We start from the raw sequence: 12,830 nt of genomic DNA, 5'->3' as shown, positions 1-12,830 counted from the left end.
GGGCACCATCATCACCGCGGCGGCGGTGGTCGCGAGAGCGGGGCCATCATCGGCCCCGCAGGTGCTCATCAGCGGACAATGAAGTCGAACCGCTCAATCGCCGCTTTGAGCTCCGCCTCGGTGGTTCCCGAGCGCTTCGCCTCGGCCGGGGCGTAGAACGACACCGCGACCGAGGAAGGCACCTCTTTATATCGGCCCTCCAGGGTGACCGGGTGGAAGGTGCCCGGCCACTTCACGCTCATCAGCTCACGCCCGTGGCCGATGGGATCGACGATGGTGACGGAGAACTCGCGCTTGAGTTGCTGAGCCTCGCCACGCGTGCGGTAGCCCTCACCAGCGCGCTCGCCACCGTCCTCCCGAGCGCCGGCGCGGCAACACCCGCGACTGGATTCCGGCGGGCCCGTCCGCCTCAACCCCTCTCCGCCCCCCACCCCTGCGGTGACGCCCTCCTCCCCACGGTAGTTGTCGCTGCGTCGTGGCCCTTCGACAGGGCGACTGTCCGCACGGTCTCGTCAATAGACGATGCAGTCGAACTGCTCAACGACCGCTCTGAATGCTTCCTCGGTAGTCTCGCGTCGCTTAGCGAGGGCCGGAGCGTAGAGCGTTACTGCCGTTGTGCAGGGAGGATCCCTGTACTGACCCTCCACGACAATGGGGCGAAAACCTCCCGGCCACTGGACGCTGTTGAGCTCGCGGGCTCGCCTGATGGGGTCCAGGATGGTGAAGCAGGGCCATTTGGGAAAGCGAATGGTGGCTGGGTCCGACCCCATGATGCGGCAGCCATCCAGGCGGGCCTCGGTGAAGTCGCAGTCCTCGATGGCCCCGTGCTCCCAACCTGTGCCGTAATCAGGCCAGTGCCCGAAGTCGCACCCGGTCAGCCGCCCCTTGATGCGGCACCCCTTCAGGGAGGCCTTCACCCACTGTTGGTGGTTTTTCAACTCCTGCTTCACCTCGAAAGTGCAGTCGATGAAACGGGAGCCGGTCAGAAACAGGTTCCTGCCCGAGACCTTGACGACGACCGTGCAGTTTCGAAGCGTCAGCCCGGAGCCGAGGAAGTAGAGCGAGCCTTTGTCGGTCAGCTCCAGTCGTTCGTTCTCGATCTCCTGGCCCTGGTAGAAGACCTTATTGTAGAGCATGCGCCGCACTCTCAGAAGGTGAGCATCCGGAAGAACTCGCCCGCCATGCGCCTGCCATGCCGGGCTAGATTCGAGTCCGTCCCGGAGAGAATCTCGTACTTGTAGCCTCCGGGGACCTCTACATCGATCCCTTTGTTCCGGCTGAAGTTGTAGAGGTGTTGGAACTGATCTCGCACCTCGTTTTCCACGTAGCGCCCCCGGGCCTCGCGTTCCAGCAGTCTCGCCAGCCAGTATTCGCCCTTCTTCAGGGCTTCGTCGATGGCCTCTCGCTCGTTGCGCGAGAGCCTGTCGGGCCCCCACTTCTTGGCAGCCTTGGTGACGGCCTCCTGCAGCATGTCGCCAATCTTGTCCTCGGCGGGAATGTCCGCGGCCGACCTGCCCCGAGGCAGGTGCCAGCGTTGCCCGTCGCTGAGCTCCACCTGTCGATTGCCGCCCCGGTGGCGAATGACGGTTTCCGCGGAGCGGCCTCCGGGGGCCTGCCCAGTTCGGGAGCCCGTCCCCTTCTTGAGCATGACGATGGCCATGGAGCCCTGCGGTGAGGTGGCTACCGTCTCCACCGCCGCAATGGCCTTGGCTAGGGCTCCTTCCGACACGAGAGACGCCTCCGTTGCCTCGACGCTTCCCGTGACGGCGGCGCCGCCCTGCGCCTCGAACTGCGCCCCCGCGAGCTTGAAGCGCGGAAGCGACTTCACTCGCGCCACCACCTGCCCCAGCGAGTGCCCAGCGAGTGTGGACACGGCGAGAATCATGGCCCGGGCCGCATCCTCGCCCAGCACCTCGCCGAATTCCTCGCCCGCCGTGCGCAGTTCCTCAAGGGTGGTGGCGTGGTGCGCCGTGTCGGCCATGCGGGCCCAGCCGTCCATCAGCCCGTACACCGTCTCGAGGCCAGCAGGCCGAGGCAGTCGCCGCCACCCTGGTGCTCACACCACTTCAGGTACTTCTGCTTGAGGGCTGCTTCGGCCTCGGGAATGAGCTCAACCGGGCCATCCTGACGTAGGGGTGTCCAGGTGGGGGCCGAGCGGTAGTGCTGCTCCACCTCCCAGTAACCCGTCATGGTGACCCATGGGTCGTCCGGCTTCGTCGCCACAAGGCTCAGAAACTCGTGGGCGGCCTCGCGCGGCGACTTTCGCTTCAACCGCACGTCGCGAGCGAGGCGCTGGAACGCCTGTTGGAACTCGGCCCTCGGTATGGGCACCGGCCGAGTAGCGACGTTGCCGGGCTCCATGAAGTCCACCGCGTACACGGTAGCGGACTCGAGGCCGGGCTCTGCCGTGGGGGCCACAGGCTCCTTGAGGGCCGGTGGAGGCGTGAGCGAGTGAAAGCGGTAGCCCACGAGGAGGCTGCCGGGTGGCGTGCGCGTGGCGCAGGATGCCTGGAGGAAGAGGACGAGGAGAAACCAGCCCCCCAGCAAGGGGCGCAGCCGAGCGTCAGGTGGGCGCAGGCCAAGAAGACGCGTGGACACGGCGCACCTCCGGAAGCGACGCGGGGCAAGCCGTCGCTCCGGAACTACACGGAAAGCCGTGTGCGCCCGTCAAGTCTACGGGTATGGAATCGCATGCAGGATGCAGTAGGTAGGTCGCGAAGGTGGGGCGTCCCCTCGCGGTCTGGCGCTACGGGAACGTCACGTTGCCCAGAGTGACAGTGCGCTGGCGAGCTGCATCCCACAGAATGAGGGCGTAAGTGCTGCGGGCCTCCTTCTCCGTAACCCCATCCATGAACGATGAGGGCCCATCCGCCGTCGTCGCTTCGGGGCTCAGCGTCCAGAGTCGCCCTTCTTCCGACGCGTCCCGGCCCGCGTCCCCACCGTCTTCTTCCGGCCCTGACGCGGCGTCCGCTCCCGCACCTCGCGAGCCGCCTGTTGACTCAGCCGCAACGAGCCCCGTGCCGGGATTTCGCTCACCTCGCCACGCACCATCTCAGGAGCCCGCCCAGCTCCCCTGCCCTCCCCGTTGGCGAGCGGCGCCTCTTCCCTCTCGGGCGCGGGAGCCTCGGGAGGCACCTCGCGCAGCCCGTGCTTCCGGGCCCGCCGCTCCAGGAAGGCGAGCAGCCGTTCCCGGTGCATGTCCTGGTAGCGCTGGGGCTCGAAGGCGACGGTGCGCGCCTCGATGACGCTCAGCACGGCCTCCACATCGCGCTCGACGGGACGAGGGCCGGGCAGGGACACCTCGGAAAAGCTCTCCTGGGAGACGACCTCGTCCGCATAGTGCAGCGTGGAGAGAACGAGCCCTCGTCCGTGCGGCCACACGACGCACAGGTGCCCCTTGAGGTGCATCACCAGCCGCCCGATGCCCGCTCGGCCCGAGGCTCGCAGCGCCATGGCCAGGGTCGCATACGGCCTCCACGCATTCTCGCCCGGCATCACGTGATAGGTGGTGTCGAAGAAGATGGGATCGATCTCGGAGAGTTCGATGAAGTCCTCAAGGTCCACGGTGCGGCTGGCCTGGGGATCGAACGCCTCGAGCTCGCCGCGCGTCACCTCCACGTAGCGCCCCGGGCGGATTTCATAGCCCTTCACCACGTGCTCGAAGGGCACCTCCTCGCCATCGGCCGAGCACACCCGCTTCTGCTGGATGCGGGCACCGTCCGCGTCGTGCAGGAGGTTGAACTGCACCTGCCTGGGGGACACGGCCGCGTAGAGCCGCACCGGGACGTGCACGTGCCCGAACCCCAGCGAGCCGGTCCAGACGGGTCGAGACATGAGGGGCCTCCCTGGCACCCGACGGGGCGCCGTCTCCTAAGTTCCGGACTGTCCCAATGAGCGACAAGGCACTGCGCACACACGGCCAGGGGCCCGCAGGGACGGTTGCTCGGGAGTCCCTCCAGAACACCTCCCGGCACGCGGGGCTTGCCGAGTCCCCGGAACGCTGGGTACGACGCCGGGTCATCCCAGCAGCGCAGCACCAGGACAAGGAAGGCGAAGCATGAAGCGGATTCTCTCGGCGGTACTGACTCTCTCGGTGGCCATGGGGCTCACGAGCGGTTGCGCCTCCGTCAAGAAGATGAACGTGGGACGCACGGCGGCGTCCATCCTCATCTCCGACGAGCAGGAGGCGCAGCTCGGCGCGCAGGTGAAGCAGGAGCTCGAGACGAAGGAGAAGATCAAGTACCTCGAGGACCCGGTGGTGGTGGACTACGTGCGCAACCTGTCCACGCCCATCCTCCAGCAGGCGAACAAGGATCGTCAGAACGTGAAGTGGAAGATCCACGTCATCGATGATCCGAAGACGGTGAACGCGTTCGCCACGCCGGGCGGCTACCTGTACGTGTACACGGGGCTGCTGCTGGCGGCGGACAACGAGGCCGAGGTGGCGGGCGTGATGGGCCACGAGGCCGGTCACGTGACGGGCCGGCACTCGGCGCAGGCGCTGATGCTCCAGTATGGCCAGCAGGCGCTGATCGACGCGGCGCTCGGGAAGAACTCGGGGACGGTGTCGCAGATCGCCGCGAGCCTGGCGGGCAGTGGCACGAGCCTGGCCTTCAGCCGCGGCAACGAGACGGAGGCGGATGAGCTGGGCGCGAAGTACACGTCGGGTGCGCGCTATGATCCGCACGGGCTGGTGACCTTCTTCCAGAAGCTGGCCGCGCAGGAGGGCAAGACGCCGGGCTTCATGAAGTGGCTGAGCACGCACCCGCCCAGCGCGGATCGCGTGAAGCACCTGAACAGCTACATCTCGTCCAAGGGCCTGTCGGGCTCGGAGCTGGGAGCGGATCGTCTGGCTCCCATCAAGGCGCGTCTGCGGAAGTAGACCCGCGCCTCAGTGCTGGGAGGAGTGCTCTCCCCGCTCCTCTCTCGCCGAGTCCTCGCCGGGAGCCTCCTGGACCTCGGCGGGAGGCTCGACCTCGGGAGAAGCACGCTCGGCCATGCGCCGGCGCCGGCGCCAGAAGGCGAGCCGCTCCCTCCCCGAGCCCTTCTCACGGGAGGCCCCGGCCACCAGGTGGGGCGCCTCAAGGGGCGAGGGCTTGCCGGCCGCCTGGGCCGCCTCCGCCTCGGCGTGCTCGAGCACGGCATTCACCTCGCCACCGAGGATGAAGATGAGGCCAGTGAGATAGAGCCACAGCAGCAGCACGACGACGCCGCCGATGGAACCATAGGTGACGTTGTAGCGGCCGAAGTGCTCGACGTATTGCGTGAAGCCCCAGGTGGTGAGGAGCCACAGCACGCTGGCGAGCAGCGCTCCGGGCGAGAGGAACTGGTAGCGGTGCCGGACCGCGGGCAGGCGCCAGTAGCACAGGGCCAGCACCAGCATGACGAGACACGCGGTGAGGGGCCAGCGCAGCCACGTCCACACGGTGTGGTAGACGTCGAGCACGTGGAGGTGCTCGGCGGCCCACTCGCCCACGCGCCCGCCCAGGAGGAAGAGGGCGAAGGCCAGCGGGATGACCAGCGAGCCCGCCACCGTCATGACGATGGCGAGCCCCTGTGTCTTCCAGTAGGGCCGGTACTCGGGGACGTCATAGGCGAGGTTGAGCGCCCGGCGGAACGCGTCCACACCGCGCGAGGCGGTCCAGAGCGCCACCAGGAGGCCCAGGGTGATGAGGCGGGGCTGGCTGTCGGAGACGAGCGACTCGAGGTGTCCCCGCACCACCTGCAGGGCCTCGGCCGGCATGAGCGGACCGAGCCGCGCCACCATGGCCTCCACGGCCCCCGGGGCGAACGGCAGGTACGCCGCGAACGTCACCAGGAAGAAGAGGAACGGAAAGAGGGCGAAGAGGAAGTAGAAGGCGAGTTGCGCCGCGCACTCGGTGATGGCGTCTTCCTCGATTTCCACCCAGAGACGCCTGAAGAACTCACGCCACGTCAGGTGCCTGGGCTTGCGGAACGGCATTCCTTCCTCCGCGATCTCCCGGGTTGAAGACGCAAGGTAGGTACGGAGGAGCCGTCGTGCAGCGAGCGGCCGGGCGGGCCTTCTCCCTCCTCTCCCCTCCCCTCACCCATGCCTGCTAGCCTTTCCCGCCACCATGCATCCGTTACCGCTCGTCGTCTTCCTGACGCTCGCCGCTGGTCCCGACCGAACCATCCCCGTGGGATGCCGCGAGGACTATGAGACATGCCGAGAGGACTGCACCATCGACTACGGTGGCAGCACGACGAAGTACCGCCAGCTCAGCCAATGCCTCGAGGGCTGCGCGAATGAGCAGAGCGAGTGCACCACCCGGCACTACACACTCCGGGACGCGAACATCGACCCGCTGCCCGCGCGCGAGGCGGACCCCGCGATGCGGGAGACCAGGACGTACGACGACGACCTGCGCGACAGTGACACCGCGAAGCCCGCGTCGGACACCGGGACCTCCGATGGGATGCGCCGTGGTGTCTACCGGGCCTCGGAAGAGGAGCCCCCCGCCCGGACGGAGCCGGCCGTGATGAAGGAGCCGGAGCCCGAGTCGGAACCCGAGTCCGAGCCCGAGGAGGAAGAACCCCAGCCGGCTCCCGCGCCGAAGCCGTCGGAACCGCTGCGCCCGACGCCTCCGCCGGAGCCCAAGAAGAAGGACATCTCGGAGTGGGACCCGAACGGGGATTGAGCCACTACCCTTCCACGGGAACCGCCTGCGGGAGGGGCGCGCTCTGTGTCAGCCGCACGCCGGCGAGCACCAACCCGCCCCCGACGGCCAGCTCCCAGTGCAGCGACTCGCCGAGCAGCAACCACGCGGCGAGCGCGGTCATCGCGGGCTGCAGGTTGGAGAAGATGGCGACGCGCGAGGCGGACACCTTGGTGAGGGCGTAGTACCAGATGAGGTACGCCACCACCGAGGTGAGGATGGCGAGGTACGCGATGCTGGCCAGCGCGGGCGCGCTGGCGGACAGAGTGCGCGTCGGCGCGAGCGCGAAGGGCGTCACGGGGACCAGGAGCAGGGCGGCGGCCACCATGCTCCACGAGGTGGAGCGCACCGGACCATAAGCGGCGGCGAAGGGCTTGCCCTCGGTGGTGTAGACGACCCAGGCGCTCACCGCCGCGAGGATGAGCAGGTCTCCCAGCAGCGAGCCTCGCGCCGAGGCCAGTCCGCGCCCGAGCAGCAGCACCACCACACCGGCCAGCGCGGTGAGGATGCCGAGCGTGGCGCGAGAGGAGGCCCGCTCGTGCCCACGCGCGAGGCTCAACAGGTACACGCCGAGCGGGGTGAGCGCGTAGAGGAGCGCCGCGTGGGCCGCGGTGGAGTGGGACAGCCCGTAGAAGAACAGCATCTGGTTGATGGGGCCCGCGAGCAGGCCGAGCATCCACACGCGACGCCACTCGGAGCGCGGCGGAAGCATGGGGCCGGGCGTGAAGGCGAGCAGCAGGCAGAAGACGGTGGCGCTGAGGAGGAAGCGCCAGAGCACCACGGTGACGGGAGGCAGCTCCTCCATGGCCCGTTTGCCGGCCAGGTACGTGCCGGCGCTGATCATCACCTGGAGGAACAGCGCGGCATAGACCCCGCCGAGCGACGCCTGACGAGAAGAACCGGCTTCGGAGGTGGATGCGCCCATGGACCGGCGCCACCTAGCAGACTGGCCGGTGAACCGGAACACCCAACACTATGCATCCAGATGACGGAGTGCCCACTGTGCGGCATGACGTACCTGCTCGCTCGGGTCTTCGCTCAAGCGCTCCAGCAGGGGCCGGGCCTCGGCCTGCTTCGTGGCACCCAGCGCGTACACGGCATTGCGGCGCAGACCATCGTACTTGGCACGGGCGAGCGCGGTGCCAGGGATGAGCTGCGCGTACTGCTCGGGGGTGAGCGCGGCCAGCTCCATCACCCCGAGCTCCGCCACCGCTCGGGGCGCGAAGCGCTCGTTGGGCGTGAACACGGGGCTGCGGTTGAGGGGACAGACGTCCTGGCAGATGTCGCAGCCGAAGATGATGTTGTCCATCTCCACGCGGAAGGACTCGGGCACCTCGGCGTGGCGGTTCTCGATGGTCTGGTAGGAGAGGCAGGCCCGCGCGTCCACGCGCCCCTGGCCCAGCAGCGCGCCGGTGGGGCAGGACATGATGCACTTGCGACAGTGGCCGCAGCGGTCCTCGGCGGGGCCGCCCGCGTACTCGTCCACCTCGGCGTCGAGCACGAGCGCGGACAACAGCACCCACGAGCCATAGGGCTCCGTGATGAAGCACCCGTTCTTGCCCACGTAGCCCAGGCCCGCGCGCGCGGCCCACACCTTCTCCATCAGCGGGCCCGAGTCCACGCTGCCGTAGTGATGCACCTCGGGGTATGCCTCCGAGAGCAGCCTGCGGAAGGCCTTCAGCTTGTCGCGCAGGGTGGAGTGGTAGTCCCGGCCCCGCGCGTAGCGGGCGATGGGCGAGCCCGAGGAACGAGGCTCATCGCGGTAGTAGTTGGTGGCGAAGGCGATGACGGTGCGCGCGCCGGGGAGGAGCAGGGAGACATCCAGGCGCTCGGCGGCCCGAGTGCCCAACCAGTCCATGTCCGCGGCGCAGCCGGCCTCGAGCCATCCCAGGAGGAACTCGGGAGGAATGGGCTCGGCGCGAGCGAAGCCCACGAGGTCGAAGCCGATCTGCTTGGAGAGCTGGCGAAGGTGTGCGGTGGGCAGCGGACTCACGGGCTCATACATAACCGCGTCGCCGCTCCAGGGGAGCCCCGGCGTGCTACTTCGAGGGCTTCTCCGGTATCCACTTCACATCCTCGAGCCCCACCCGGTGGTTGGCGATACGCGCCATGATGAAGAGCAGATCCGAGAGGCGGTTGAGGTAGGCCACCACCTCCTGCTGGGCCTCGCCCTCGCGCATGGCCGCGACGACCCGACGCTCGGCCCGGCGGCACACCGTCCGGGACAGGTGCAGCGCGGCGGCCGCCTGGCTGCCTCCCGGAAGGATGAAGTGCGTCATGGGCGAGAGCTCGGTCTCGAAGGCGTCGATGGCCGTCTCCATGTCCGTCACCCACTCGGGCTTGAGCTTGGGGATGTGCTCGGAGGCCTTGGTACCCACGGGCGTGGCCAGCACCGCCCCCACGGTGAAGAGCTGGTCCTGCAACCGCAGCAGGAGCGCGTCCAGATCCGAGGGCATGGACAGGGAACGCGCCAGCCCCAGCGAGGCGTTCAGCTCGTCCACCTCTCCGTAGGCATCCACGCGCACGCTGTCCTTGCGCACCCGACCTCCGCCGAACAGGCCCGTCTCTCCCGAGTCTCCGGTCTTCGTGTAGATCTTCATGGCGCGCCCTTCTAATGGTCTCCCCTCCGAGACTTCCACCAGAAGACGGACTCGCGGCGCGATTGTCGCGCGGCTCACATCTGTTTGAGGTAGAAGCCGCTCCCCGTTTTGCGCCCGGGAAGAGCCGGAAGGATCGATCCGACCATGAAACAGTACCTCGCCCTGCTCGAGCACGTCCTCCACCACGGCACGAAGAAGAGCGACCGGACCGGAACCGGCACGCTGAGCATCTTCGGCCACCAGATGCGGTTCGACCTCACGCAGGGGTTCCCGCTGGTGACGACGAAGAAGCTGCACCTCAAGTCCATCATCCACGAGCTGCTGTGGATGCTCGCGGGCGGCACCAACGTGCGCGACCTGCAGAAGCACGGCGTCACCATCTGGGACGAGTGGGCGGACGCGGAGGGCAACCTCGGCCCCATCTACGGGCACCAGTGGCGCTCGTGGCCGAAGCCCGGCGGCGGCTCCATTGATCAGCTGACCCAGCTCGTCGAGCAGCTGCGCAAGAACCCCGACTCGCGTCGGCACATCATCAGCGCGTGGAACGTGGCGGATCTGGACGCGATGAAGCTGCCGCCCTGCCACATCCTCTTCCAGTTCTACGTGGCGGAGGGCCGGCTCTCCTGCCAGCTCTACCAGCGCAGCGCGGACATCTTCCTCGGACTGCCCTTCAACATCGCCTCCTACTCGCTGCTGACGATGATGGTGGCGCAGGTGACGGGGCTCCAGGCGCACGAGTTCATCCACACCACGGGTGACACGCACCTGTACCTCAACCACCTGGAGCAGGCCCGCGAGCAGCTCCGGCGCGAGCCGCGTCCACTGCCGAAGATGACGCTCAACCCCGAGGTCCGCTCGCTCTTCGACTTCAAGTACGAGGACTTCACGCTGAGCGACTACGAGCCCCACCCCGCCATCAAGGCGCCGGTGGCGGTATGACGCTCTCCGCCATCGTGGCGATGGCCTCCAACCGCTGCATCGGCAGAGACAACACCCTGCCCTGGCGGCTGCCCGCGGACCTCAAGCGCTTCAAGCAGCTCACGATGGGGCACACGCTCATCCTGGGCCGCAAGACGTACGAGTCCATCGGCCGGCCGCTGCCGGGCAGGACGATGGTTGTGGTGACACGCCAACGGGACTACGCGCCCGAGGGCGTGCAGGTGGTGCACTCGCTGGAGCAGGCCTTGGAGCAGGCGCGCGGTGATGACGAGGCCTTCATCGGCGGAGGCGCGGACCTCTACCGGCAGGCAATGGAGCGCGTGCAGCGGCTGTACCTCACGCGCATCGAGCGCGAGTACGAGGGCGACGCCTTCTTCCCCGAGGTGAACCTGTCCGGCTGGAGACTCCTCGCCGAAGAGCACCACCCGGCCACCGCCACCGAGCCGCCCTTCTCCTTCCTCACCTACGAGCGGTAGCGCTCCCGGCCCACGAATTGACGTCTATTTGTCTTCAATCATTTTGATTTTGATTCGCAGAATTGAAGTAATGGATGGGGGCTGGTAGATGGGTAGGCGTGAAGTGTACTGGTCTCCTGCTCCTGTCCCTGCTGATCGCGTCTCCCCTCGCCGTCGCCGCCGATGAGGGTGCGTCCGAGGGTCGCACCTGGCACAGGCTGGTGGGCATCCTCCAGTACCTCCAGGCGGACTACCCGATGGCGGTGGAGTCGAAGTCCGACTTCGAGCTGGCCGAGCAGCGCAGCTTCATCGCCGAGGCGACCGAGGCGGCCGGTGACCTGGGTCCCCGGGGCGAGGCCTTCCTGCCGCGCCTGAAGGAGATCAAGGACCGCGTGGACAAGGCCGAGGATCCCGAGGGCGTCAGCCGCGACTGCGGGGCGCTCGTGGAGGATCTGGTGCTCGCCGGCGGTCTGGCGCGCAGCCCGCGGACCCCGCCGGACCTGAAGCTCGGCGAGCAGCTCTTCCAGCAGAACTGCGCGGCGTGCCACGGCGCGGACGGGCGCGCGCAGGTCTCCATCGCCGAGACGATGGAGCCCAGGCCCGCCAACTTCCACGACCCGGACATCATGGCCGGGCTCACCCCGTACAAGGCCTTCAACACCGTGGGCTTCGGCGTGCCCGGCACGCCCATGCCCGGCTTCCCCACCCTCTCGGAGGAGGAGCGCTGGGCCGTCGCCTTCTACGTCTTCACCCTCCGCCAGCCCGCGTGCGAGGGCAACCCGCCACGCGCCTCGTTGGAGAAGCTCGCCAACTCCACGGACCCGGAGCTCGTCCAGGCCCACGGGCAGGAGCACCTCGCGTGCCTGCGCCGCAAGATGCCCGACGTGGACGAGGAGCGCGGCCTGCTGACGGCGCGCAACCTCGTGGAGCAGGCCCTGAAGCTGGGTGCCGGCGGAGATTCGCTCGGGGCTCGCAACGCGCTGCTGGATGCCTACCTCAATGGGCTCGAGCCGGTAGAGGCGACGCTGCGCGCCCGGAATCCGGACCTGGTGCTGAAGCTGGAGAAGGCCTTCCTGGACACGCGGCTCGCCGCCGAGCAGAAGAGCCCCCATCTGCAGGACGAGGGCCGCATCCTGCTGTCCCTGTTGGACGAGGCCCGTCGTAGCAGTGGCACCACCGCGGGCTTCCTCTCGGTGATGTGGATCACCCTGCTCATCCTGCTGCGCGAGGGCTTCGAGGCCACCGTCATCATCGCCGCGCTGCTGGCGATGCTGCGCAAGATGCAGGCCCCGACGTATGCGCGCGTGGTGCACGTCGGGTGGGTGTCCGCGCTGGTGGTGGGCGCGCTGCTCTTCATCTTCGGAAGGCACCTGCTGGGCGGCGCCAACCGCGAGATGCTCGAGGGCGTGGCAGCGCTCGCCGCCGTGGGCATGCTGCTGTACGCGGCGCTGTGGCTCAACGCGCGCGCCAACATGAGCAAGTTCATGGGCGAGCTGCGCCAGAAGATGCAGGGCGCGCTCGGAAAGGGCAGCGGCGCCGGCCTCTTCGCCATCGCCTTCTCCGCCGCGCTGCGCGAGAGCGTGGAGACGGCCATCTTCCTGCAGGGGCTCGCGCTCGACTCGCTCTCCGGCGTGGCCTGGGGCTGCGCCCTGGGCGCCGTGGCCCTCACCGTGCTCGTCCTCTTCATCAACCGCGTGGGCTACAAGCTACCCATGAAGACGCTCTTCAAGGCGTCCACGGTGCTGCTGGTCGTCACCGCCATCATCCTGCTCGGCAAGGGATTGCGCGCCCTGCAGGAGGTGGGAATGGTGCCGCTGCGGCCCCTGCCCCTCTTCACCTTCGAGCCGCTCGGCATCTTCCCGGATGCCATGACGCTCGTGCCGCAGCTGGTGCTGACGGTCATCCCGCTCATCGTGTACTTCATCAAGCGGCGCGGGGGCACCACGCGGCTGGCGGACGCGTCGTCTCGAGGGTAGCCCCGGCCCTTGACGGGTGGATTCTCCTCCGGGTCTCATCGAGCCTCACCCGACGCACGGCATGCTCCCTCTCCCCCCGGGAGAGGGTGGGGGTGAGGGTAGCCGGGCCTGTTCTTCAACCCGTGGCCCACGGTGTGGACAGGGGGTTCAACCCGGGTTCACCCGATACCCTCACCCCGTCCC

General features: G+C 68.1%; 12 protein-coding genes and 1 pseudogene. 5 read left to right on the top strand and 8 right to left on the bottom strand.

From position 1 onward, the window contains the following. Positions 1-68: 68 nt before the first annotated feature. From JQX13_RS25645 to JQX13_RS25630, 4 genes and pseudogenes are all read right to left on the bottom strand, one after another. The gene (locus tag JQX13_RS25645; protein WP_203411529.1) at positions 69-413 is read right to left on the bottom strand and encodes a hypothetical protein; all 345 of its coding nucleotides are present in this window, start codon (positions 411-413) and stop codon (positions 69-71) included. A 99-nt stretch (positions 414-512) separates the two neighbouring features. Then, entirely contained in the window at positions 513-1,136 is a 624-nt protein-coding gene (locus tag JQX13_RS25640; RefSeq protein ID WP_203411528.1) for a hypothetical protein, read from the bottom strand. An 11-nt stretch (positions 1,137-1,147) separates the two neighbouring features. Continuing rightward, positions 1,148-2,598, bottom strand: a pseudogene (locus tag JQX13_RS56495) (hypothetical protein). 291 nt (positions 2,599-2,889) lie between these two features. Next, entirely contained in the window at positions 2,890-3,834 is a 945-nt protein-coding gene (locus tag JQX13_RS25630) for a Ku protein (RefSeq protein WP_203411527.1), read from the bottom strand. A 223-nt stretch (positions 3,835-4,057) separates the two neighbouring features. Between JQX13_RS25630 and JQX13_RS25625 the strand changes: the two genes are divergently transcribed. Next, positions 4,058-4,882 (top strand): M48 family metallopeptidase, encoded by an 825-nt coding sequence (locus JQX13_RS25625; RefSeq protein WP_203411526.1) that lies wholly within the window; start codon positions 4,058-4,060, stop codon positions 4,880-4,882. A 9-nt stretch (positions 4,883-4,891) separates the two neighbouring features. Here the strand turns inward: JQX13_RS25625 and JQX13_RS25620 are convergent, their stop codons facing one another. Beyond that, positions 4,892-5,962, bottom strand: a complete 1,071-nt coding sequence (locus JQX13_RS25620) for a YihY/virulence factor BrkB family protein (RefSeq protein WP_203411525.1) — start codon at positions 5,960-5,962, stop codon at positions 4,892-4,894. 133 nt (positions 5,963-6,095) lie between these two features. On the opposite strand from JQX13_RS25620, the gene JQX13_RS25615 reads away from it, so the two are divergent. Then, positions 6,096-6,659 carry a hypothetical protein gene (locus JQX13_RS25615; RefSeq protein WP_203411524.1) on the top strand — a complete coding sequence of 188 codons (564 nt, stop codon included), beginning with the start codon at positions 6,096-6,098 and terminating at the stop codon, positions 6,657-6,659. A gap of 4 nt (positions 6,660-6,663) precedes the next feature. Here the strand turns inward: JQX13_RS25615 and JQX13_RS25610 are convergent, their stop codons facing one another. The 3 genes from JQX13_RS25610 to JQX13_RS25600 are packed head-to-tail and all read right to left on the bottom strand — an operon-like array spanning position 6,664 to position 9,277. Then, on the bottom strand, positions 6,664-7,602 hold the full coding sequence (locus tag JQX13_RS25610) for a DMT family transporter (protein ID WP_203411523.1): 939 nt from the start codon (positions 7,600-7,602) through the stop codon (positions 6,664-6,666). Positions 7,603-7,650: 48 nt separating this feature from the next. Further along, a complete protein-coding gene (gene queG / locus JQX13_RS25605; protein ID WP_203411522.1) occupies positions 7,651-8,670 on the bottom strand; it encodes a tRNA epoxyqueuosine(34) reductase QueG in 1,020 nt (339 codons plus the stop codon). Between the two features lie 46 nt (positions 8,671-8,716). After that, positions 8,717-9,277 carry a cob(I)yrinic acid a,c-diamide adenosyltransferase gene (locus tag JQX13_RS25600; protein WP_203411521.1) on the bottom strand — a complete coding sequence of 187 codons (561 nt, stop codon included), beginning with the start codon at positions 9,275-9,277 and terminating at the stop codon, positions 8,717-8,719. Positions 9,278-9,421: 144 nt separating this feature from the next. Between JQX13_RS25600 and JQX13_RS25595 the strand changes: the two genes are divergently transcribed. The 3 genes from JQX13_RS25595 (at position 9,422) to JQX13_RS25585 (ending at position 12,647) form a co-directional block, all read left to right on the top strand. Then, entirely contained in the window at positions 9,422-10,216 is a 795-nt protein-coding gene (locus tag JQX13_RS25595) for a thymidylate synthase (protein WP_203411520.1), read from the top strand. Then, the gene (locus JQX13_RS25590; RefSeq protein WP_203411519.1) at positions 10,213-10,692 is read left to right on the top strand and encodes a dihydrofolate reductase; all 480 of its coding nucleotides are present in this window, start codon (positions 10,213-10,215) and stop codon (positions 10,690-10,692) included. The genes JQX13_RS25595 and JQX13_RS25590 overlap by 4 nt, the downstream gene beginning before the upstream one ends. 98 nt (positions 10,693-10,790) lie before the next feature. Continuing rightward, positions 10,791-12,647 carry a cytochrome c/FTR1 family iron permease gene (locus JQX13_RS25585; protein WP_239015167.1) on the top strand — a complete coding sequence of 619 codons (1,857 nt, stop codon included), beginning with the start codon at positions 10,791-10,793 and terminating at the stop codon, positions 12,645-12,647. Positions 12,648-12,830: the final 183 nt, after the last annotated feature.

Origin of the sequence: Archangium violaceum (assembly GCF_016859125.1) — a bacterium.
In the GTDB taxonomy this organism is placed as follows: Bacteria; Myxococcota; Myxococcia; order Myxococcales; family Myxococcaceae; genus Archangium; species Archangium violaceum_A.
This window is presented reverse-complemented; position numbering and strand designations above follow the sequence as displayed.

What these genes read in the sequence shown, in the direction of transcription:
- JQX13_RS25590 (WP_203411519.1), top strand. Translation starts at nt 10,213, where the DNA reads ATGACGCTCTCCGCCATCGTGGCGATGGCCTCCAACCGCTGCATCGGC.
- JQX13_RS25630 (WP_203411527.1), bottom strand. Translation starts at nt 3,834, where the DNA reads ATGTCTCGACCCGTCTGGACCGGCTCGCTGGGGTTCGGGCACGTGCAC.
- JQX13_RS25615 (WP_203411524.1), top strand. Translation starts at nt 6,096, where the DNA reads ATGCATCCGTTACCGCTCGTCGTCTTCCTGACGCTCGCCGCTGGTCCC.
- JQX13_RS25620 (WP_203411525.1), bottom strand. Translation starts at nt 5,962, where the DNA reads ATGCCGTTCCGCAAGCCCAGGCACCTGACGTGGCGTGAGTTCTTCAGG.
- JQX13_RS25610 (WP_203411523.1), bottom strand. Translation starts at nt 7,602, where the DNA reads ATGGGCGCATCCACCTCCGAAGCCGGTTCTTCTCGTCAGGCGTCGCTC.
- JQX13_RS25625 (WP_203411526.1), top strand. Translation starts at nt 4,058, where the DNA reads ATGAAGCGGATTCTCTCGGCGGTACTGACTCTCTCGGTGGCCATGGGG.
- JQX13_RS25600 (WP_203411521.1), bottom strand. Translation starts at nt 9,277, where the DNA reads ATGAAGATCTACACGAAGACCGGAGACTCGGGAGAGACGGGCCTGTTC.
- JQX13_RS25640 (WP_203411528.1), bottom strand. Translation starts at nt 1,136, where the DNA reads ATGCTCTACAATAAGGTCTTCTACCAGGGCCAGGAGATCGAGAACGAA.
- JQX13_RS25595 (WP_203411520.1), top strand. Translation starts at nt 9,422, where the DNA reads ATGAAACAGTACCTCGCCCTGCTCGAGCACGTCCTCCACCACGGCACG.